At 60.5% G+C, this 19,990-nt stretch carries 20 protein-coding genes and 3 pseudogenes; 7 read left to right on the top strand and 16 right to left on the bottom strand.

Annotated features, from left to right (window positions below; translation table 11 throughout):
• Positions 1–140 precede the first annotated feature (140 nt).
• Together MAXJ12_RS32820 and MAXJ12_RS32815 are read left to right on the top strand one after the other, a co-directional pair.
• Positions 141–1,070 carry a formate/nitrite transporter family protein gene (locus MAXJ12_RS32820; RefSeq protein ID WP_139044174.1) on the top strand — a complete coding sequence of 310 codons (930 nt, stop codon included), beginning with the start codon at positions 141–143 and terminating at the stop codon, positions 1,068–1,070.
• A 250-nt stretch (positions 1,071–1,320) separates the two neighbouring features.
• A complete protein-coding gene (locus MAXJ12_RS32815) occupies positions 1,321–1,617 on the top strand; it encodes a c-type cytochrome (RefSeq protein ID WP_050899000.1) in 297 nt (98 codons plus the stop codon).
• Positions 1,618–1,706: 89 nt separating this feature from the next.
• Here MAXJ12_RS32815 and MAXJ12_RS39470 read toward each other — a convergent pair.
• From MAXJ12_RS39470 to MAXJ12_RS32790, 6 genes and pseudogenes are all read right to left on the bottom strand, one after another.
• Positions 1,707–1,956, bottom strand: a pseudogene (locus MAXJ12_RS39470) (IS66 family transposase zinc-finger binding domain-containing protein); the annotation flags it as partial.
• A gap of 28 nt (positions 1,957–1,984) precedes the next feature.
• Positions 1,985–2,065, bottom strand: a pseudogene (locus MAXJ12_RS40390) (hypothetical protein); the annotation flags it as partial.
• 99 nt (positions 2,066–2,164) lie between these two features.
• Positions 2,165–2,632, bottom strand: a complete 468-nt coding sequence (locus MAXJ12_RS32805) for a c-type cytochrome (protein WP_008840541.1) — start codon at positions 2,630–2,632, stop codon at positions 2,165–2,167.
• Between the two features lie 240 nt (positions 2,633–2,872).
• Positions 2,873–3,502, bottom strand: a complete 630-nt coding sequence (locus MAXJ12_RS32800) for a DUF1003 domain-containing protein (RefSeq protein WP_420492409.1) — start codon at positions 3,500–3,502, stop codon at positions 2,873–2,875.
• Between the two features lie 448 nt (positions 3,503–3,950).
• The gene (locus MAXJ12_RS32795; protein ID WP_008840538.1) at positions 3,951–4,355 is read right to left on the bottom strand and encodes a c-type cytochrome; all 405 of its coding nucleotides are present in this window, start codon (positions 4,353–4,355) and stop codon (positions 3,951–3,953) included.
• Between the two features lie 220 nt (positions 4,356–4,575).
• A complete protein-coding gene (locus tag MAXJ12_RS32790; RefSeq protein ID WP_008840537.1) occupies positions 4,576–4,737 on the bottom strand; it encodes a hypothetical protein in 162 nt (53 codons plus the stop codon).
• A 173-nt stretch (positions 4,738–4,910) separates the two neighbouring features.
• Between MAXJ12_RS32790 and MAXJ12_RS37975 the strand changes: the two genes are divergently transcribed.
• Positions 4,911–5,072, top strand: coding sequence for a hypothetical protein (locus tag MAXJ12_RS37975; protein ID WP_008840536.1), 162 nt, complete (start codon positions 4,911–4,913; stop codon positions 5,070–5,072).
• A 794-nt stretch (positions 5,073–5,866) separates the two neighbouring features.
• On the opposite strand, the gene MAXJ12_RS32780 is transcribed toward MAXJ12_RS37975, so the two are convergent.
• From MAXJ12_RS32780 to MAXJ12_RS37970, 7 genes are all read right to left on the bottom strand, one after another.
• Positions 5,867–6,358, bottom strand: coding sequence for a YgaP family membrane protein (locus tag MAXJ12_RS32780; protein ID WP_040589431.1), 492 nt, complete (start codon positions 6,356–6,358; stop codon positions 5,867–5,869).
• 129 nt (positions 6,359–6,487) lie between these two features.
• Positions 6,488–8,203 carry a SulP family inorganic anion transporter gene (locus MAXJ12_RS32775; RefSeq protein ID WP_008840533.1) on the bottom strand — a complete coding sequence of 572 codons (1,716 nt, stop codon included), beginning with the start codon at positions 8,201–8,203 and terminating at the stop codon, positions 6,488–6,490.
• Positions 8,204–8,221: 18 nt separating this feature from the next.
• Positions 8,222–8,653 carry a YeeE/YedE family protein gene (locus MAXJ12_RS32770; RefSeq protein WP_008840532.1) on the bottom strand — a complete coding sequence of 144 codons (432 nt, stop codon included), beginning with the start codon at positions 8,651–8,653 and terminating at the stop codon, positions 8,222–8,224.
• A 4-nt stretch (positions 8,654–8,657) separates the two neighbouring features.
• A complete protein-coding gene (locus MAXJ12_RS32765; protein WP_008840531.1) occupies positions 8,658–9,086 on the bottom strand; it encodes a YeeE/YedE family protein in 429 nt (142 codons plus the stop codon).
• Positions 9,083–9,427, bottom strand: coding sequence for an ArsR/SmtB family transcription factor (locus MAXJ12_RS32760; RefSeq protein ID WP_008840530.1), 345 nt, complete (start codon positions 9,425–9,427; stop codon positions 9,083–9,085). The genes MAXJ12_RS32765 and MAXJ12_RS32760 overlap by 4 nt, the downstream gene beginning before the upstream one ends.
• Positions 9,424–10,314, bottom strand: a complete 891-nt coding sequence (locus MAXJ12_RS32755) for an MBL fold metallo-hydrolase (protein ID WP_008840529.1) — start codon at positions 10,312–10,314, stop codon at positions 9,424–9,426. The genes MAXJ12_RS32760 and MAXJ12_RS32755 overlap by 4 nt, the downstream gene beginning before the upstream one ends.
• A gap of 31 nt (positions 10,315–10,345) precedes the next feature.
• Entirely contained in the window at positions 10,346–10,768 is a 423-nt protein-coding gene (locus MAXJ12_RS37970; protein WP_008840528.1) for a protein tyrosine phosphatase family protein, read from the bottom strand.
• Positions 10,769–10,894: 126 nt separating this feature from the next.
• On the opposite strand from MAXJ12_RS37970, the gene MAXJ12_RS32745 reads away from it, so the two are divergent.
• From MAXJ12_RS32745 to MAXJ12_RS32735, 3 genes are all read left to right on the top strand, one after another.
• Complete coding sequence (locus MAXJ12_RS32745) at positions 10,895–12,892, top strand: heavy metal translocating P-type ATPase (protein ID WP_008840527.1); 1,998 nt, start codon at positions 10,895–10,897, stop codon at positions 12,890–12,892.
• Positions 12,893–13,426: 534 nt separating this feature from the next.
• Positions 13,427–13,825 (top strand): c-type cytochrome, encoded by a 399-nt coding sequence (locus MAXJ12_RS32740; protein ID WP_008840526.1) that lies wholly within the window; start codon positions 13,427–13,429, stop codon positions 13,823–13,825.
• A gap of 217 nt (positions 13,826–14,042) precedes the next feature.
• Positions 14,043–14,903, top strand: a complete 861-nt coding sequence (locus MAXJ12_RS32735) for a DUF305 domain-containing protein (RefSeq protein WP_008840525.1) — start codon at positions 14,043–14,045, stop codon at positions 14,901–14,903.
• Between the two features lie 905 nt (positions 14,904–15,808).
• On the opposite strand, the pseudogene MAXJ12_RS32720 reads toward MAXJ12_RS32735, so the two are convergent.
• The 3 genes and pseudogenes from MAXJ12_RS32720 to MAXJ12_RS32710 all read right to left on the bottom strand — a co-directional run.
• Positions 15,809–16,012 (bottom strand): annotated as a pseudogene (locus MAXJ12_RS32720) (hypothetical protein); the annotation flags it as partial.
• Between the two features lie 154 nt (positions 16,013–16,166).
• A complete protein-coding gene (gene otsA / locus MAXJ12_RS32715; protein ID WP_008840522.1) occupies positions 16,167–17,534 on the bottom strand; it encodes an alpha,alpha-trehalose-phosphate synthase (UDP-forming) in 1,368 nt (455 codons plus the stop codon).
• Positions 17,531–17,722, bottom strand: a complete 192-nt coding sequence (locus MAXJ12_RS32710; RefSeq protein WP_008840521.1) for a hypothetical protein — start codon at positions 17,720–17,722, stop codon at positions 17,531–17,533. The genes otsA and MAXJ12_RS32710 overlap by 4 nt, the downstream gene beginning before the upstream one ends.
• Before the next feature lie 1,342 nt (positions 17,723–19,064).
• On the opposite strand from MAXJ12_RS32710, the gene MAXJ12_RS32695 reads away from it, so the two are divergent.
• A complete protein-coding gene (locus MAXJ12_RS32695; protein ID WP_008840517.1) occupies positions 19,065–19,556 on the top strand; it encodes an NUDIX hydrolase in 492 nt (163 codons plus the stop codon).
• The last annotated feature ends 434 nt before the right edge of the window (positions 19,557–19,990 follow it).

Raw genomic sequence — 19,990 nt, 5'->3', positions numbered from 1 at the left:
AAGGAACCGGGAGCCGATGGAAATCGCCACCACGACGACTTACGGCGGGTTCTTCAAGCTGTCGGGAAGCGACCTCTACACCGTCAGACTGGCGATTCGGCGAGATGGGGAGCCACGCCCAATCGTTCTGGACTTCAAGTATGACCACCGTCGGTGACCGGGCTTCGCGCCGCTCTCTTTCCGGAAGGTCGGATCTGAAAGCCTCTCCTTCTACTGCTATCGATGCGTTGCTTCCGCAAGAAATGGCGCAGGCTGCCGAGCAGATCGGTGTGGACAAGACGCGGCTTGATACGCTGAGCCTATTGGCCCTAGCCGTACTTGCAGGCGCATTCATAGCCTTCGGATCGATGTTCTCGGTCATTGTCACGGCCGGCACAGAGGGCGCATTACCTTATGGAGTGATACGTCTTTTGGGCGGGCTGGTGTTTTCTCTCGGCTTGATCCTCGTCGTTGTTGGCGGGGCGGAGCTTTTTACCGGCAACAATCTGATGGTCATGGCTTATGCCAGCGGGCGCGTCGGCATGGGAGAAGTCTTGCGCGCCTGGGGCCTTGTCTACCTCGGAAACTTCGTCGGCGGGCTCGGCATTGCAGCGCTGGTGTTCCTGGCTGCTGGCTACAGTCACGGAAGCGGGGCGGTCGGCGAAGCTGCTCTCGCTAGCGCCGAGACGAAAACTTCCTTGTCGGCGCTACAGGCGCTCATCCACGGCATTCTGGCCAATGTGCTCGTTTGTCTCGCAATATGGCTGTGTTACAGCGCGCGCACGACGACGGACAAGATCCTCGCGATCGTGCCGCCGGTCGCGGGGTTCGTAGCCGCCGGCTTCGAACACTCAATCGCCAACATGTATCTGCTCTCGTTCGCCCTTCTGACCAAGTTTGGAGCGCCAAGCGAATTTTGGGACGCGATCAGCCAAACGCCGTCAGCATTCCCTCATCTAACCGTCGTGGCGGCACTGGCAAATCTGCTGTGGGTGACGATCGGCAATATGATGGGCGGGATACTGGTCGGTGTCACCTACTGGTTTGTTTACCTCCGAAAGCGGCCGGCAGAAATCCACGTCGAGGAGTGAGGCGGTCCGTAGCCGTAGCCTTATGTCCGAAGCGATCTTTTCCAGGAAATGTGCTGGCGGTTGCTTTCGCACTGCTCGCTGTCGTCGAAATCGATAAGTGGTGGGATAAGCGGCACCGGCAGCTGTTGCGGCCGACGCCGACCCGGTTTGACGGAGATCAAGGCTGCAAACCGTCGACGAGTTAAATTTCGCTATGACCCATGTTGCCGCCACCTGCCTCTCAACGCATTCTGTTCGTGTCTTGCTCTTGATGGCAATGTTTGCCTCGACGATGTTGCCGGTAAGAGCGGAGACGGACATCCCCCACGGCAAGGCGCTGGTGGAAGCCAATTGCGCGCGTTGTCATGCGATTGGACGAACTGATGCGAGCACTCATCCCGACGCGCCCGCATTTCGGATCCTGTCGCAGCGTTATCCGCTCGATGCCTTGGAGGAGGCATTCGCCGAGGGCATATCGACCGGGCACCCGGACATGCCTGAATTTGTCGCGGCGCCAGACCAAATAGGGGCCATCATCGAATATATCGGGAGTCTGCAGCAACCATGACCGACAGCGCAAACAAAACAGCCGGAGAGGCGCATGAGACGCGATGCATCCTGGTTGGCATCGCAGCAACGCGGGAGTTCGTGGAAACGCCCGCCTTGGAGTACGCGATAAACCGTGCCCGAACAGAGCCGGCAGGCATATTTTGGACGCCGGGTGACCAGCACGCGGAACTGCGCAGGGACAATCGAGCCGCTCGAAGACGTCTTCACCGATCCTCGCCATCTCGCCGCATCCGCAAGGGTCCAGCGTGCTTTCCGGCTCGATGACCTGTTCCACGCGTGGCAAATGAGCAGGCAGATGGCCGCAATTTGCGCTGGCGCGGCTTGCTGCCCGACTTGCCGTTGATGATCGCCTCAGCCTTTTCCTGGGCGGCATCCAGCACGCCTTCGGCGGTCTCCACGTCTTCCAGCGGCAAGTTGTACTGATCGGGACGCAGCTTTTCCGACATCGAGCCGAACTTTTGAGCCGGCAGCCGTAACGAGTAAGCAGGTCCAGTTTTGGACATTCCCGGCGGTTCTCACATTGCGTTTCGGCTGAGACAAGTCGGTCAAGGCAATGACCGCTGAAGCGACTCGATGTAGCCTGCCAGGTTGTGAATCCGTTCCGTAGTGACGATCTCACCGCCACTCGGCCCGTAGACCTTCGCATCTTCCTCCAGAAACTGGCGGCCCCAGACCGGCATGTCGCGGTCGCCGTGACCTGATACCACGTAGCGACCGTCGATGACTGCGAAGACGCGTTGATAGGGGAATCGACCACCGTTCCGTTCGGAGAGACGAGTGAGGTCGGGCGGACGCTTCATCAACACGTCGGTCAGCGGCCCGTCACCCTTCGCGTCCGAGCCGTGGCAAACGGCGCATGAATTGAGGTACTCCGCCTCGCCATAGCTCATTTCCTGCGCTACAGCCGCATTCCAGGCCACGCTTGCAAGGGCCGCTGCCATAGCGAATTTTATGTGCAAGTCCGTCGGCTTGCCCGTACCAGGCAAAGGCTTGCTTCGACGCTTGGTGATCATGTTGATCTCGATCCGTTTCCGCAGCGGATGGCCTTGTTTAAAGGTAGCCCGTCCCTCGTACAAGCCAAGCGGGCGGAGGAGAGGGTTCACAACATGGAAGGTCTACGCAAGGACTTCCATCTCGTCGATGTGGTTCGCTAGCCACTGACCTGTCTGAACCCTCGCGCAAGCCGTGGCTGGCGCTATTCGTGGATTGGGCAATCGAGAGACGCAATGATCGCCGTGCGACCACTCTAGAATTTATCCAGGACGGTCGTCGCGCACGGAGTCTTCAAGCAATTCGATCTGTAACCGTTGGATGGCAGCAAGCCGTTCCCATTGCCGCGTCAGGTGGAGATCGATCTTGTCATGTAGGTGGCGGATTTCGAGTTCCGCTTTGAGGTTCACCTTGTAGTCGCTTTCCGCTCGCAGACGATCCTTCGCCTCCTGCCGGCGCTGGCTCATCATGATGACCGGCGCCTGGAGCGCCGCGACGCTCGACAGAACAAGGTTCAGCAGAATGAACGGATAAGGGTCGAAGGTGCCGATCAATGCGCCGGTCACGTTGATTGCCATCCATATTAGAAGGACCATCGTGAAGCTGAAGATGAAGGTCCAGGATCCGCCGAACCTTGCCACCGTGTCCGCAGCCGCCTCGCCAAAGCTGCGTTCTTCTGCCCAGATAGCCTCCGTCTCCTCCGAAACTGGTGCTCCAGCCTGAAGACTGTCCAGTACCTCATGGTCCAATCTGCTCAATGCTCCGCGTTCCGATTCCAGAAGCTGCTCAAGGTGACGCCTGCGAAAGCGGGCAAGGTCGCCTCGACAGATCAGTGCATCGGGGCCCAACTCCGGCAGCTCGGCGGCAAGCGCCGAACGTGTGCCCAATGTCATATCCGCCAGTTCGCGCAGGTCTGACCTGCGAAAATGCCTTCCACAGACAGCGCAGGTCGTTTCGAGGTGCGTTGCTGCCATCTTTTGATCTCGGCCCTCAGTCAGTTTGGCGATCTTGACTCGTGTCGGGCGGTTCTTCGCAGAAAAGCGAAGGGGAGGTCCCTCCGGACGTGGCCTTGGACGATCACTGGAAGTCCCATTTCACCGTAGGTGCGAACGCCTATTCGTCGTCAAGTTCCGCCGCATCCCTGGTCTCTACCGCGGATTGGTACCTCCGCCTGGCAATCGCCGTTCGCCGCTGTTTCTGGAACATAGGGATTTTCGTCGGAACTCATCCCAGTCTCAGCCGCAGCGACTCCTTCATCAAAAGGTGACATGCTTTTTCCTCTTAGCACCCAGGGAGCAACTGGGCATCAAAGTTTGCATTGTAGGCGGCGGCCAGCCCTGCTCACCTCTGCAGCGCCTGCACGTAGCGGGCGAGCTCATGGATGCGCTCCTGCGTGACCGCCTCGCCGACCACCGGCCCGTAGATGGGCCAGTCGCCCTGCAGAAATCGCCGCCCCCACACCGGCATCTCCCGATCGCCGTGCCCGGGTACAACGTACCGGCCGTCGATCACGGCAAAAACATGCGAGTAGGGAAATTCGCCGCCGTTCCGCTCGGCAAGGCGCGTCAGGTTCGCCGGGGCGGTCTTGAGTTCTCCAGCCAGTGGGCCGTCGCCTTTGCCGCTGTCGCCGTGGCAGGACGCACATGAGTTCAGATACTCCACCTGGCCATAGCTCTTCTCTTGGGCACCGGTCCGGTCAGAGAGCAGGACGAACGAAAACGCGACCGCAAGGATAAATTTCTTCAAATCGCGACGGAATCTCAAGTTAAGTGCCCATTCTGCAATTCTGCACGGCTAACTCATTGAATTCACAGTCACGGCGCTCTCACAATTAATGAGGGAGATGCCCGAAATTGCAAGGAAGGCAGCGACTAATACCAACCGGACCTCTACGCCAGAAGCGGCTCGCCGACGGAATAGACGCGGTAGCCTAAGTCTGGGAAGGCGTGGGCCTTTAAAAACGTGTCTATGGCGTGATCGTTGCTTGCGGCGAGAGTTTCCCAGCCTTCTCCTCGGCGAGAAGCTTTATGAGTAGATCGCGCTTTGCAGGATCGGTCTCAGTCGTCAATCGATCTTTGAAATCTTTGATGTTCTGTTGGCGCAGGAATTCGTTGTGGCGGTCGGGCACGTCGCACTCCTTTCTTGGAGGCGGTGAAGCCGCATCATACGCCATCTCGGTGGATTAAAATAGATTTAGATTTCAACCACGGGGGAATCACGGGACCGATTCGCCCCAACGCCAGCAGGAGCACCGAAGGAATTCCGGCTATCTGCATCATGGCCGACACACCGGGGAGCCAAATGTCGACAGCAGGCGCCGAACTGACGAACCTGAACTGGCAGACAGCCGAGGCCGCATTCAACGAGGCCGTCGCGATGGATCCACAGCTTAAGGCTGCCTGGCTGACCCTGTCACGACTGCGCGCAGCGATGGGCGACCCGCAGGGGCGGCAAACATCTTGAACAAGGTCTCGCGCGTCTGTCCGGCACCGTCAACCTGATGATCGAGATCGCCGGCCAGGCATCTGCTCGCGGCGACGATGCGGCGGCCGTCTAGAGGTATCGAAAGGTCCTCGCTGCGGACGGTGTGCATCGCCCGCTGGCCTGGCGACCTCGGCAACGTGTCGGAGACTACGACCTCACGATCAAAGTGATGGCAATACTGCTCCATCTCGAGCCCGCCCACGCGCAGGGATACCTGGCCATCGCGATCTCCCTATACCGCAAAGGGCGACTATTTTCGGGCGAAGGAGAATGCAGCCAAAGCCCGGCAGATGGACCCTCGATCGGTCTTCCGGTGGAGCTCGACCGCAGTTTGCAAGGCCGGCAACTGCCCGACGAGTAGGTCAGCTTTTTGTACAGCCAAGCGTTCTACGTCGCAACTGGGTGGGAAATCGATCACTCGATATTGTGGATCTTACGTGCATAATATGGAGCGAGGCTCAAACGCTCTGCAGAGAGGAGGCGGCATGTTAGAAAAAACCGCTCGATTGGCTGGTCTGCCGTTCGCGGCGACGCTCCTTCTTGCCCTTGCGCCGCCCGTCTTTTCACAAGACATGCCAAAAGATCACGTTCCGACCAAGGAAGAGCTTGCCAAGGACAATAAGCTCTTCATCACACTCGCGCGACGGGTTCTAAAGTGGGACGAGCCAGCGGAGCCCATCAACATGGTGGGTCCACTCTATTTCATCGGTACGAGAGGTCTGAGTTCGTTTCTTTCCGCACTGCGGCCTTCTTCATGCCGCTTATGTCTGTACTCAGTCTCCTCCTGCTTCTGCCGACCTGGTTTTCTGAAATAGCTTCCGCAAGCCCACCGCCTGCAGGACTCGATCGAGTTTGCTGCCGCCCTTGTCGAGTTCGTCGAAATCGCCGCGAAGCGCCATGAGCGCATAGCGTTCCTGCTCGATCTCCCTTGCCGTTCGGAAACCAAGGCGGCGTAAGACGGGGACCGGAGGGCACCATCCCTGTATGGCGTGCTGAAGAAGGAATCCGGTGACAAGTGCCGGAAGAGCGAGCCACCTGCGGTCGGAAGTGACGCCAAGTGCGACGCCTGCAAGGGCCAGCGTCGAAGCGTTCGCCTCGATCGCTCTCTCGATGTCCCACTCGCGGTCCAGTTCGCCGAGACGGCGGGCGATCTCATCCGGGCGATCGGCGTAGTATGCGATCCGGCTTTCGGTCTCCTGCCGAATTCGGCGATTGACGTCCTCCGCGGTGTGTGTCGGCACTCGTTCTGCGCTGGACGGGACCATGGCGATCACCTGGACTTGCGACAGGTTCCTAACGTCAACCGTTGAAGGAACGTTCCATGCCGGAGTGCCGAGGCGACCTTAACAGCGATGTCGCAGCCTGCCTGCTGCCGTAAGCCCGATCCCGCAGCTTCAACGGCTCGCGTTCAGCTCGGCGATCGCCTCGTACTGGCTGAGGAAGACCCTTCCGGTAAGGTCGTCGAGGAAACTGGAACGTTTCAGGCGATCCATGACGGGTCCCTTCACTTCGGAAAGATGCAGAGTGATGCCGGCATCGTGCAGGCGATGGTTGATCTCCTCGAGACTCTCGAGCGCCGAGGCATCGATGGCGTTCACGGCGGAGCACATGAGGACGATATGCTTCAGTTCCGGTCTTTCGGCCACCAGTTCCGCAATGCGATCCTCAAGATAGCGGGTGTTGGCGAAGTAGAGGCTCTCGTCGACGCGGAGCGACAGGATCTCCGGCGACGTGATTACCTGATGCCGATCAACGTTTCGGAAATGCTCGGTCCCGGCGACTTGGCCAACCACGGCCATGTGGGGGCGGGACGTTCGATAGAGATGCATCAGGAGGGACAGGAGTACACCCATCACTACACCGATCTCGACGCCAAGAAGAAGCGTTCCGAGAATGGTCGCCGCCATCGCCGAGAAGTCGGCCTTGGAATAAATCCAAACACGGCGCACGGCGGAATAGTCGACGAGCGACAACACTGCAACGATGATGGTCGCAGCCAACGTCGCCTCGGGGAGGTTGGCCAGCAGCGGTGTCAGGAACAGCGTGGCCAGTGCGATGCCGATTGCCGTGAAGATGCCGGCGGCTGGCGTTTTCGCGCCTGCGTCGAAGTTGACGACCGAGCGCGCGAAGCCACCCGTCACGGGGTAGCCCGCGGATATACCCGAAGCGATGTTGGCAGCGCCGAGCCCGATCAACTCCTGGTCGGGGACGATGCGCTGCCGGCGCTTGGCGGCGAGCGTCTGCGCCACCGAGACGGATTCGACGAATCCTATCAGGCTGATCAGGAGCGCCGGGGCGGCAAGCGCCCTGATCAAATCGAGATCGACGATCGGCAGGGCGGGGAGCGGCAGCCCTTGCGGGATTGCGCCGACCGGCTGCACGCCCGCCTCGTCAAGATTTAGCACCGTCACGGCCAGTATCGTGGCCGCGACGGCAAACACCGGAGCTGCCTTCGTGATGATGTCGGCAAGGCGAGGCTTCATCCCAAGACTGATAAGCAACGGCTTCAGTCTCAAGCGAACGAAGTAGAGGAAGGCAAGTACGCCGACCCCGATGACCAATGTCGCGAGGTTGGTGACATGAAGGTTCGCGACCAGGCTTTTGACGATTTCCGGCAGGGTATGGCCGCCGGAAGGAACGCCGAGCAGGTGTTTCACCTGTCCGGCAGCGATGAGTAGCCCCGAGGCGGTGATGAAGCCCGAGATCACAGGATGGCTCAGGAAATTGGCCACGAAACCGAGCCTGAAGAGGCCCATCGCGACGAGCATCGCCCCCGAGAGCAGGGCGAGCAGTGTCGCAGCGATCAGGTAGGATTCACTGCCCTGCGCCGCGATCTCTCCGACCGCGGTCGCCGTCATCAGGGAGACAACCGCCACCGGTCCAACCGCAAGCGTCCTGCTGGTGCCGAAGATCGCGTAGGCGACCAGCGGCAGGATCGACGCATAGAGTCCGACCTCCGGCGGCAGCCCTGCCAGCATCGCATAGGCAAGCGACTGAGGGATCAGCATGATCGTGACAATCACTGCCGCGACAAGGTCGTTGGTGAGGGTAGAGCTCCCATACTGCCGACCCCATTCCAGGATCGGCAGGTAGCGTGCCAGGCGGTTCATCGTGCTGCCTCAAGGTCTTCAGGCCGTGCGGGCCTGCACCCGGTTATCAGCCAGCAGGCGCGCTCCCCACATGCCGAGGATCATGGCCGGGAGGAATGCAAGGGTGCCCGGCGCCCCCAGACCGAGTGCGCTGAGCGCCGGACCGGGACAGAACCCGCCGAGTCCCCAGCCGATGCCGAAGATCGCCGGGCCGGCGATCACTCGAGCGTCGATGTCATTCCTGGTTGGCAGGTGGAAGGTGCCGCCGATGATCGGCTTGTCGCGTGCGAGCACCAGGCGATATCCCACGAACGCGACGATCACGGCGCCTCCCATGACGAAGGCAAGCGAGGGATCCCAGGTGCCGAACAGGTCCAGGAAGTTGAGCACCTTGGCCGGATCGGCCATGCCCGAGATAACAAGGCCTGCGCCGAAAAGAAAGCCGAGTGCGAGATTGACGAGGAAGGACATTTGATCAGCCTCCGATCACGTGGCGGACAAGGAAGACGGTCACGAAAGCGGTCGCCATGAACACGACGGTGGCCGCGAGGGAACGCGTGGACAGCCGCGACAGGCCGCAGACACCGTGCCCGGAGGTGCAGCCATTGCCCCAGACCGAGCCGAACCCGACCAGGAGACCGGCAGCGATCATCAGCGGAACGTTGGAGGAGACGGTCTGCGGGATCGCTTCACCCGTCGCTGTAGCAATTGCAACTGGCGCGGCAATGAGCCCTATGACGAAGCCGAACCGTGAAAGGAACGCACCGTCGCGGTAAGGCGGCAACAGCTCGCCTGCTATGCCGGAGATACCCGCTATGCGCCCTTCCCAGAGCATGAGCATCACGGCGGAGAGGCCGATCATGACGCCCCCGGCGAGCGACGCAAATGGAGTGAATTCGGTCATTGGTTCTTTCCTTGCCGATCCTTCTCCGGAAGCTCACAAAACATCCGGTACATCAGGCCGATAAACTCGGTGACCCGTCCGTCCGCGAGCCGGTAGAACATGTTTTTCGATTCCTTGCGGCCGACGATGAGTCCTGCTTCCCGCAGTTCGGCGATCTGCTGGGACAGGCCGGGTTGCCGGATGCCGAGCGTGTCCTCGAGATCACGAACGGATCGCTCGCCATCCACCAGCGCGCAGACGATCATCAGCCGCGATGGATGCGCGAACTTCTTGAGGAACTCCGCCGCCTCCCCCGCACTCGCCACGAGATCGGCGGTCTCGGGAGCCAGATCGAGCTTCATTGGTCGTCCCATGCGGCGCCCTGTAGGGCATCGAGCGGGAACTTCAGGTAACGCCTTCCGTTCGCCTCCGGCTCGGGCAGCCGTCCTCCATTCATGTTCACCTGCAGCGCGTGAAGGATCAGCTTCGGCATCGACAGGGTCTTGTCGCGGGCCTCGCGCACCTTCACAAACTCTGCTTCCGTCTTGCACTTCGACATGTGGGTGTTCCTTGCCTTCTGCTCGGCAACCGTGGATTCCCACCGCGGCTCGCGGCCGCCAGGCTGATAGTCGTGGCCGGTGAAGATACGGGTGTCGTCCGGCAGCGACAGGATCTCCAGGATCGAGCTGTAGAGCCGCAACGCGCTGCCGCCCGGAAAGTCGGCCCTTGCTGTTCCCGAGTCCGGCATGAAAAGCGTATCGTGGACGAAGGCAGCATCGCCAATCACATAGGTGATGGAGGCCAGAGTATGCCCCGGCGAGAACAGAACCCTGGCCGGGATGTTGCCCACCGAGAATTTCTCGCCCTCCGCGAAGAGTTTGTCCCATTGAGAGCCGTTGGCCGGGAAGTCAGGCCAGTGGTATATGCCCTTCCAAAGCTTCTGCACCTCGACGACCTTCTCGCCGATCCCCGTTGGCGCGCCCGTCTTCTCCTTAAGATATCGCGCAGCCGAGAAGTGATCTGCATGTGGATGCGTATCGAGGATCCATTCGACCTCGAATCCCTGCTCATTCACGTAGGACAGGATCGCGTCCGCGTTCCGCGTCGCGGTCGCCCCCGACTTCTCGTCAAAGTCAAGGACAGGATCGACGATCGCGCACTTCCGGGTTTCCGGATCGGCGACGACATACTGGGCGGAGAAGGTACGCTCGTCGAAGAAACCCTTCACGAGTGGCTTGTTCGTGCTCATTGAATAACTCCGGGAATAATAGGTCGGTAGACTAGCGGCCGTTCGCGTCGAGCCATTTAACTGCGCCGGAGAGGTCGAGACCGACGGACTGGCCGAACGGAATTACCTCGTTCTTCTCCATGCGTCCGTCCAGAACCTCGCCAATGGCATGGAGAACTGCGGAGCGGGTCCCGGTCTTGCAGTGCGCCAGCACCGGGCCGGCAGCTCGGGAAAGAGCCTGCTGGAACGCCCGAACCTGGCCTTCACTGATCTCTCCCGCAGTTACGGGAATATGGGTGTAGGCAAGCAGCTCGCCCTCCGCGACCGAACGGTTCTCCGCGGCGCTGGGTTGACCCGGTTCCTCGCCGTCAGGACGGTTGTTCATGATTGCTGCGAAACCCTGCGACTTCGCACGACTTATGTCGTGGGCGGTGAGTTGCGGCCCGACGTAAAGTCTGTCGGAAATCTTTTTCATGAGGCGGTTCCTTATTGCCTGATGGAGGTTGTTCAGGCTGATGACAGCTAAATAGATCGATTGCAGAAAAATGCAATAGAAAAAGTGAATGTGATCGTGGTAGGCACCAGCACCCGAAGGATTGGTATGCAGAAATCGTTCATCGCCGACACCTCGCTGATACTGACAATCCTGACGGTGGTTGGGATGCTTGTGGCGCTGGCGGAGTTCTGGCCGCTCGAGGGCGGAGTGGCGGCGCATTCGTCGCTTGTCGGACTGACCGTCGTCTATCTTGCGGGGGGTGTGCCGGCGTCCTGGCGTGTGGTCCAGACGCTGTGGCAGGAGCAGATCCTAGATATCGATCTGCTAATGGTCGTCGCGGCAATCGCGGCGGGAGCCGTGGGGGCGCCGTTCGAGGGTGCGGTCCTGCTGACCCTCTTCAGCGTTTCGACGACCCTGGAGGAGCGGGCTCTGGGCCGCGCCCGCCGGGCTGTCGAATCCTTGATGGCGCTCCGGCCGGAGACGGCGCTACGCAAGGAACCCAACGGCGCCGTGACCGAGGTTCCCGCTGCCGACCTGCGGATTAATGACATCGTCATGCTGCGTCCGGGCGCTCGCGTCCCGGCTGACGGCGTGATCGTCGCTGGCCGCGGTTCGCTGGATGAGGCGAGCATCACCGGAGAGTCCATGCCCGTGGCGAAGGAACCCGGCGGGCAGGTCTTCGAAGCGACCGTCAACCTCGATGGAGTACTCGAGGTGGCCGTGACCAAGACGATCGAGGAAAGCACCGTGGCCCGCATGATTGCGCTGGTGACGGAAGCGCAGGCCGCCAAGGCCCCGTCTGAGCAGTTCAGCGCATGGTTCGGGCAACGCTATACGATCGCGATCATGGCAGGAGCGGCTCTTGCCTTCGCCGCCTTCTACTGGCTCGGGCGCGACTGGGAGGACGCGCTCTATAGATCCGCAACACTGTTGGTCGCGGCCAGTCCCTGCGCCATTGTCATATCGGTCCCTGCAGCCATCCTTTCGGCCCTGTCGGCGGCCGCGCGTGGTGGCGTGCTCTTCAAGGGCGGCGCCGCGCTGGAAACGCTCGCCGCGGTCAATACCTTTGCCTTCGACAAGACCGGCACCCTGACCACAGGCAAAGCGGTTGTGAACAGGGTTGTTGCGCTCGACGGGCATGAACAGGGCCTGCTGTCTCTCCTGGCTGGACTGGAGGCCCAGTCCGAGCACCATAGCGCCGCCGCGATCAGGCAGGAGGCAACCAGGCGCTCTGTCGATGTGGTCGAGATGAAGGACGTCAGAACTCGCCCAAGCGCGGGGATCGTCGGCCATCATCAGCAAGGACTTCTGTGGGCGGGCAATACACGCCTGGCCGCCGAAATGGGCGCCTCCATCGACCACCCGGACCTCCAGGCGCTTGCAGCAGACACCCAAACCGTCATTTACCTCGGACGAGGATCGTCGGTTCTGGGAGCCGTTACGATAGCGGACCAAGCTCGTCCCACTTCATCATCGGCCGTCACTGCCCTGCGGCAAGGCGGCGTCACACGGATCATAATGATGACGGGAGACCGTCGGGCCGTGGCCTTGAGGATAAGCGGAGAGCTCGGGCTGCGGCCCGACGAGATCCACGCGGACATGCTGCCTGAGGACAAGGTTCGCATGGTGGGCGAGCTGGCCGCCAGCGGCAAGGTCGCCTTCGTAGGAGATGGCGTAAATGATGCCGCGGCCCTGGCACGAGCGGATGTCGGAATCGCCATGGGTGCGGCCGGATCGGATGTCGCCCTCCAGGCAGCCGATGTAGCACTCCTGTCGGAAGACATGGGGCAACTCGCGGAAGCCCACGGTCTGGCGCGTCGGGCAGCAGCAATCATCCGGCAGAACCTGGTGTTCGCCCTGGCCGCGATGGCGGTGCTCGTCGTCGGAGGCCTGTTCTTCGAATTACCTCTGCCGCTAGCCGTCATCGGCCACGAGGGCGGTACCGTACTGGTCATCCTGAATGGCCTGCGATTGCTCGCGGCGCCCATCCGGCGAACGCGGAATGACAGGACCGTGCTGGCGAGCAATTCCGGTCATGCTCTATCTGGGCCAGCTCTTCGAAAACAGCCTTATCGGCGCAAAATCCCAAGGCATACAGGCTAGCTTCCGGTTAGCTCCACCGTCTATCGCCGCAGCCTCTGCAACTAAACTCGTCAAAGCATAAAAGCTAGTGAGTTGTCCGGCGCGCGTCCCGTATGGCATGTTCGATCTCTGCTACGCTCAGCGGACGGCGGTGGAGCCTTGTACCGATCACGAATGCAGGGGTGCCAGCCAAGGAAAGCGCTCGCGCCTGGCGCTGGTTGAATGCTTCCGGTCGCTCCGACTTCCGCTTGGGTTACGCCACGCCGCGTGACGTTCATGCTCCATTCGACCTTAGCGTGTTGCTGGGAACAGTCCGATCCCACTAGCTCCTGAAGGTGCTGTCCCGAAAGCTACCCCGTCTGGCCAAGCATGTTCGAGCGAACGGCGACTGACAGCAGCCGTTGTACACGTCCTACTCGCAGCGGCTTGCGGAGGTTTCGAGGAACACTCGCTGCTTGCGGCCGTTTGGAAGCGATACCCACGGAGGGGTATCAGCCGCATGACCGCAGGCGAGCGCCACAGCCGAGGCATTCGGCTCAACCGCGGGAGCAACGAATGACCAAGAAATTTGGAGCCGGCATCGCTTTGGGCATCGTCGGCACGACACTGGTGGCCATCATCGTCTGGGTGACCGTCGTCTATACGGGCGCCTACAATGTGGCTGCGTCAGACCAGCACGCTGATGCAGTGCGGTGGACGCTCGACACCACGATGCATCGCTCGGTGGCACGCCGGGCCGGCAGAGTTGAGCTACCCGAAGGTCCTTCCAAAAGTCTTCTCGCCGAAGGCGCCGGGCACTACGCCGAAAGCTGCGCCTATTGTCACGGCGCCCCCGGCCAACGGGCTTCAGAATGGTCCCGGGGAATGCGACCCCAACCACCACATCTGGCTGAAGCGGCAAAAGAGTGGAGCGTGGATGAAATCCACTGGATCGTCACCAACGCTTCAAGATGACCGGGATGCCTGCTTTCGGATCTCATCACACCCCAAAAGAGATACTGGCACTCACCGCCTTCGTCAGCGCGCTCCCGGGACTTTCGGCCGATGACTACGCAAACCTGGCGGGTTCCACTCGAGAAAACGCCGGTCAGCCGCAATCTCCCGCCGCAGGCGGCGCGAACGGAGAGCCGCCGGACGAAGCCCCGGTAGAACAGTAGCAGGAACGCCAGTCATGTCCTACGTCCGCTTCGGTCTGATGATCCTCACCTCCACGGTGGTGATGTTCATCCTGATGTATTTGAACACCTACGCCTTGGAGCACGCCTTCTTCTCCGAGACACGAGCCTACATGGCGATCCTGATGGGCGCGACAATGGCGGTCATCATGCTGGGCTACATGCTGGGCATGTACAAGAACATGCCTTTGAACATCGCCATCTTCATTGGATCGGTCATCGTGTTCGTGCTTTCCCTGTGGCTCGTGCGCAGTCAGGTCACGGTCTCGGGCCCGAGCTATCTGCGGGCGATGATCCCGCACCACTCGATCGCGATCATGACCTCCGAGCGGGCGCAGATCCGCGATCCACGCGTGCGCAAGCTTGCCGACGAGATCATCGAGGCGCAGCGTCGCGAAATTTCCGAAATGCAGTACCTCATCGCCGAGGTTTCGTCAGGGCGTACGGTGAACAGCATTTACCACGACCCGCCTCCGCAGCCCGGCACTGTACAGGATGCCCTTTCAAAGGCGCTGATCAGTCAGCTCGACCTCGCCCCGATGGCCGAAGCCGAAGCCATTCGGGTGCTCCAATCCGATGCCCGCTGTACTTTCAACCGGAGCCTCAACTCTGATCCGATCCTCTGGGCAGCGCAAAATGGCGGGGGTGCGGCTGTGAAGCTGAATGACATCCTCGTCACTCTCAACACGTCCGGCGACCCGCAAAGCGGTAACGCGGAATTTTCGGCGCCCGGCACCACGATAACAGTCCGGGGTCTTGGCGATGAGGCCGACTGGCGCGCTAACGCCGAACTTGTCTTTCAACTCGAGCGAGGCCTGACCGTCGGCTATCGCGGGCATTACACCTGTGGGACCTGACCGAAAGGAGCAAATACCTCCAAAGGAGTCGAAGGATGGGTTTTGACTAAAGAAGGAATACGGCAACCTCTGTCGTATGATCATACCCGATCATATTTGCCCCTACGGCCCCAATCCAAGGATCTGCTGGAGCGTTACGGCCTCACGGTCGAGGATCACCAACTCAAGACCCGCGATCAAACCGCCGCCTTCGAGAGGCAGCACGGGGTCAACACAACGCCGCTGACATTCATCAATGGTCAGCGGATCGGCGGTATGATGACGTGCGCAGGCATTTCGGACAGGACGTTAACGAGGAGGACGAGACCAGTATCAACCGGTCTCGCGATTTTTCTCAGTTGCTCTCCTGATGGGCTCGCCGGAGACCAGGCGCTGAAACTTTTCGGTTCGGCTGGTCAGAACCATCGGGACAGCCCCCCGCGGCGTTCAAGAATGCTGTCGCTGTCAAAATTCGATGGTGGCTGTGGCGTTCTGGCAAAGGCGATATAAGCCCGGCTGAGGCTTATCGCTCCAAAAGCGGCCGAGCTATGGTCCTCAAGCGCCGTCATAGCGCACCTCATTTCTTGAGCCTATGGATCTTGTTGTCGACGCGATGTTTCCGGTAAGAGCGAGAAGATATCTTGCCACGTCCAGCGAGACGTCGAATTTCTTGGCGAATGCTGGTGCCTCCTGGTCCTTGTCCGGTTGCCCGGAGTAGTCCTGATCCGACTCACCTCTTTTGTCTGTCATCGTCATTCCCGCTCAGATCGGCCGACCCCTCAATTTGCTCGATCCCTGGATAACCCCTCACGCCTTAACGGCGCTGAGTTCGAGTCGAGTATGGAAAGTGCGGCATTGACGAACTCGGGAGCAGCGGTGAGCGGTTTCCGGCACGCTCAGTTTGGGGCCGGGATTGCGGTGGCATTCGCCTGCAATTTCGCGTCGACTTCCAGCTTGCGCAGGAAGGCAACTCTTTCTGTCAGCCCGACCAGGTTCGACGCACCCGGCGCCTCTGGCGCCGACCGCAGCCAATGAAAGCGGGTTTGACCGATCGCCGGATCAACCTCCAACAGCCTGTCCAATGATGCAAGCCGATCGAGCGGGAAACCCTCAATGAGTTGAGCCTCGGCCAGCTAACTCCCAGTGTCGATCGGCGGGGGTCTCCGCGCCGATCGACACGATTAGTGGTCGAAGTCTGACGCTTGGTACCGAGCCGAGGAGCGCCACACCCGGGCCAACGCCGATAATCGCATGGCCGACGCTGCAACCTGTTTCCGCTCACGGCTATCGCAATGCTTCGAGGAAATCCCGGCACCATTTTGAGATGTCATGCTTTAGCAGATGGTCCATCATCTGCTTCCAGCGTTGGCGACCCTCTTCCATCGACATGGACAGCGCTTGGGCAATCGCGTTGGCGACGGCTTCTATGTCGTAAGGGTTGACAAGGATCGCCCCGTCGAGTTCACGAGCCGCGCCGGCAAAGCGCGACAGCACGAGCACGCCCGGATCCTCAGAGCGCTGGGCAGCGACATATTCCTTTGCGACGAGGTTCATGCCGTCGCGGATCGGCGTGACGAGGCCGACCTGCGCCACCCGATAAATCCCGGCAAGCGTCGCCTGCCCGATCGACCGGTTCACGTACCGTATCGGCACCCAGTCCGGCGTTCCGTGTTGCCCGTTGACCCGGCCAGCGAACTCGGCCACCTGCCGTTGCATAGTGGCATATTGGAGAACTTCGGAGCGCGATTTCGGCGTGATCTGGAGGAGTGTCGCGCGTCCCTGAAAGGCAGGATTGGCGGCGATGAACTTGTCGAAGGCTTCGATCTTATGCGTCAGGCCCTTCGAATAGTCGAGCCGGTCGACACCCACGATCAGGTCGCGGTCGCGAAAACTCTCCTCGATCTTGCGGACCGAACCGCTTCGCACCGCGTTCTGGGCAAGCTGGGCGAAACCCGCCGTGTCAATTCCAATTGGGAAGACGCCGACTTGAAAACGGTGGCCATAGGCCTCGAACCAGCCAGCCTCAAGCGCCCGGCCGATGCCCTCACGCTCGAGGCAGCTTGCGAAATTATCGGCGTCGAACTGTGTTTGGAAGCCTACCAGATCATAGGCGGTCAGGCTGCGCACGATCGTCTCGTGAACCGGAAGCGCAAAAAACACGTCCGGCGGCGGCCATGGAATGTGGAGGAAGAAGCCGAGGCGGTTCTTCGCACCCATGTGTCGCAGTTCGGACCCCATCGGGATCAGGTGATAGTCATGGATCCAGACGAGGTCGTCGGGCCTGAGAAGGGGTACGAGCTGCTGAGCGAAGAAGCGGTTCACCCGGAAATAGCCGGCCATGTCCTTGCGCGCATAGTCTGTCAGATCCAGCCGGTAATGGCAGAGCGGCCAGAGCACACTATTGGCAAACCCGGCGTAATATTCATCGATGTCGGCTCGGCGAAGGTCGGTCAAGGCATAGGTGACGCGGCCTTCCTCGCGAAAGACGGGTTTGCCCGGCTCGCGGGCGCCGCTCGACTTGCCAGACCAGCCCATCCAGAGGCCCCCATGATCGGAGAGCGCGGCCTGCATCGCGACGGCGAGTCCGCCGGCCTGGACTGCGCGCTTAGTTGGGGAGGACACGCGATTCGAAATGACCACGAGGCGGCTCACAGCACGTCATCCCAGCGGCGCGACAGATGCATCGCGGCATTGGTCTGACCGGGCATCGAATATGCCCGGGGGGACTTGCCCCAGAATTCGCCGGCTTCGATCCATCGGGTGGTGCGAGCCGTGAACGCGGTTTCCGGTTCGTCGAAACCGCCCGACGCCCGATCGGGGTAGAAATGATGGAGGAACATGCCTCCGCCTTCCCAGATGTTAAGGTACCGAATTGTTAGCCTCCTCGGCCTGCGACGCATTTCGCGCTGGTGATAGCGGCGCGCTGTGGTTAGGGCGCTGATCGTATGCGAACGCATCGAGCAGAATTGCGTAACATGAAACTCCCAATCACGATGTTAGTTCGAGTGAGACCTGACCCGGTATTTCCGCCCCACGCGTCGTGGAAAAGCTGGGGGCGAGTGCAACAACGAAACCGTCTGTTCGCAACGCCATTCCTCGCGATCCCACCTTCATCGGCTTTGGCCGGACCTTCGAACGTCGGTTGCGGCGCGGGCCTGATCCATCGAGGAGCGTCTGTTGTTGAGCTATCTCGATTGCCGTCACCAATGCGGCACGCCGATCTTCGGGCAGTTGCGTTTCGTTTCCGCAGATACCCTAGGCTTGAATGTAGGCTGCCGTAATGTTTGCGGTAAAGATCAAGAAGGTGTCTTGCCACGTCCAGCGAGACATTGAATCTCTTGGCGAAAGCTTGTGCCTCCTCATCTCGCTCGGCTGCTCGGGGAGCTCCTGATCCGGCCTGCATCTTTCGTCTGCCATTATCATTCCCGCTACGCAACCGCCACTATGCGGTGGCCGGCTCGACTGCACGACCTCGAGGAACTGCTGTAGATTCTCCGCCCACCTCTTGGGTGCCATCCTTCGTTAGCAAACTCGAAGGACAGTTAGCCGGTCTCAAGGTGCGCAGCCCGGCACACGAGGCCAAAACCAGGAAGGAGAAAAACAGGAAGGAGAAAAACAGGAACTTGACTGGCGCACCAGACCCGAAAGATACCCGAGAGGCGGGTCACTTCTCGGTGAAAACGCCGGGTCAGTTTTCAGCGGAAATCAACACCCAGGATGATATGCGACGTCGGTCGCCCGTCGTCCGGGGATCACTACGAGATTCGCGACTTCGCCCACGAGTTCGACATTGCCCTTGGACAGGTCCATGACTTGATAAGGCGGCACGGCGATGACCGCGCGACTCTCGAACGCGAGGCTCGGAAGCTGAAGAGAATAAGCCGTTCAACGAATGCCTAGATCAAGGCTGCGCATCTCTCAAAAACGGACAACGATTCCGATAGCGCAAAACAATGGCAGCGGGAACTCGCTCATGAAGAACTATGACGTCAGGTAAATTTCGGGCAATCCGCAAACGGCTCGGCCTCACTCAAGCGCAATTGGCGTCGCTGCTCGGTTGCACCAGCTCGATAACAATTTCGGCGTCCGAGCGGCGCACAAACCCAAAGCAGGGCTGTCCATATCCTCTCGCAACCCGGCAGACGATGTGTGCGTTAGCCGAGTCGTTGATGAGAGGATTTGATGTCCAAAGAAAAGCGGTTTGTCGACAAGGCGAAGAATGGCAAACCGATTCGGCAGGTCGCGGCAGTTCCATTCCGGCGTGACAGCCGCGGGAACGTAGAAGTGATGTTGATCACCTCCAAAACGACGAAACGCTTCATTGTGCCGAAAGGCTGGCCGATGAAGGGCAAGAGCGGAAGGAAGGCGGCAATCACCGAAGCTTTGGAAGAGGCCGGCGTTGTCGGTGAGGCGTTGCGGGAGCCGCCCGGAGTCTATGCTTATTGGAAGCGCCTTTCCAGCCACTTCGTGCGTGTGGCCGTCAAGGTTTATCTGCTATCGGTCATCGATGTGCGGTCTGACTGGAAAGAGAGTTCCCAGCGGCAGCGCGCGTGGCTCTCACCGGCCGACGCTGCGGCTCTGATCGATGAACCGCAACTTGCTAGTCTCTTGAGATCAATGACCTCGCAGCCAATGGATCAGCTTACGGAACATGAGCAGCCTCCTTTCGTCTGAACCAGCGTCGGTTACAGCAGCTATTTGCTGAAGTCTGGCGAATGCCGCATCTGCACAAAGTGGAACTTGGCGAGATCGAAGGGAATGGCAACTCCTGTGAAGGGTTGCGGACGCCGGCCATCCACGTGGTGCTTGGCGCCGGGGCCGGCGTCCGGAAGCCTCCAGGGAAGGAACCCGCGGGATGGAGGGCGCGGTTTCGGCGCTATGGGGATTTGACGGTTCCGCTTGGTCGGCTGTGGCCGCATTGATGCGTCTGACGGATGGGAAGGTGTACGTCGGAGGACTGGGGATGGCGGTGCGCATTGCGATGCGGCCCTTGAAGAGCGGGCGATTTCGGCGCTGCAGATGGTGCGGGACATGCGATCAGCCGGAGACGCACGATCGCGTCGGGCCGCCGACGATCAGAGCCTTCGGCGGGTATGCAGAGCGATGAA

This window comes from Mesorhizobium alhagi CCNWXJ12-2 (genome assembly GCF_000236565.1).
Classification (GTDB): Bacteria; Pseudomonadota; Alphaproteobacteria; order Rhizobiales; family Rhizobiaceae; genus Allomesorhizobium; species Allomesorhizobium alhagi.
This window is presented reverse-complemented; position numbering and strand designations above follow the sequence as displayed.

Bases quoted from the DNA above. Each gene is read 5' to 3' on its own strand.
- MAXJ12_RS32800 (WP_420492409.1), bottom strand. From the start codon at position 3,502: ATGACATTGGGCACACGTTCGGCGCTTGCCGCCGAGCTGCCGGAGTTG.
- MAXJ12_RS32755 (WP_008840529.1), bottom strand. From the start codon at position 10,314: ATGAGCACGAACAAGCCACTCGTGAAGGGTTTCTTCGACGAGCGTACC.
- MAXJ12_RS32735 (WP_008840525.1), top strand. From the start codon at position 14,043: ATGTCCTACGTCCGCTTCGGTCTGATGATCCTCACCTCCACGGTGGTG.
- MAXJ12_RS32780 (WP_040589431.1), bottom strand. From the start codon at position 6,358: ATGGTCCCGTCCAGCGCAGAACGAGTGCCGACACACACCGCGGAGGAC.
- MAXJ12_RS32805 (WP_008840541.1), bottom strand. From the start codon at position 2,632: ATGATCACCAAGCGTCGAAGCAAGCCTTTGCCTGGTACGGGCAAGCCG.
- MAXJ12_RS32745 (WP_008840527.1), top strand. From the start codon at position 10,895: ATGCAGAAATCGTTCATCGCCGACACCTCGCTGATACTGACAATCCTG.
- MAXJ12_RS32695 (WP_008840517.1), top strand. From the start codon at position 19,065: ATGTCCAAAGAAAAGCGGTTTGTCGACAAGGCGAAGAATGGCAAACCG.
- MAXJ12_RS32765 (WP_008840531.1), bottom strand. From the start codon at position 9,086: ATGACCGAATTCACTCCATTTGCGTCGCTCGCCGGGGGCGTCATGATC.
- MAXJ12_RS37975 (WP_008840536.1), top strand. From the start codon at position 4,911: ATGTCGACAGCAGGCGCCGAACTGACGAACCTGAACTGGCAGACAGCC.
- MAXJ12_RS32775 (WP_008840533.1), bottom strand. From the start codon at position 8,203: ATGAACCGCCTGGCACGCTACCTGCCGATCCTGGAATGGGGTCGGCAG.
- MAXJ12_RS32770 (WP_008840532.1), bottom strand. From the start codon at position 8,653: ATGTCCTTCCTCGTCAATCTCGCACTCGGCTTTCTTTTCGGCGCAGGC.
- MAXJ12_RS32760 (WP_008840530.1), bottom strand. From the start codon at position 9,427: ATGAAGCTCGATCTGGCTCCCGAGACCGCCGATCTCGTGGCGAGTGCG.
- MAXJ12_RS32815 (WP_050899000.1), top strand. From the start codon at position 1,321: ATGGCAATGTTTGCCTCGACGATGTTGCCGGTAAGAGCGGAGACGGAC.
- MAXJ12_RS32820 (WP_139044174.1), top strand. From the start codon at position 141: ATGACCACCGTCGGTGACCGGGCTTCGCGCCGCTCTCTTTCCGGAAGG.
- MAXJ12_RS37970 (WP_008840528.1), bottom strand. From the start codon at position 10,768: ATGAAAAAGATTTCCGACAGACTTTACGTCGGGCCGCAACTCACCGCC.
- MAXJ12_RS32740 (WP_008840526.1), top strand. From the start codon at position 13,427: ATGACCAAGAAATTTGGAGCCGGCATCGCTTTGGGCATCGTCGGCACG.
- MAXJ12_RS32710 (WP_008840521.1), bottom strand. From the start codon at position 17,722: ATGTTCCTCCATCATTTCTACCCCGATCGGGCGTCGGGCGGTTTCGAC.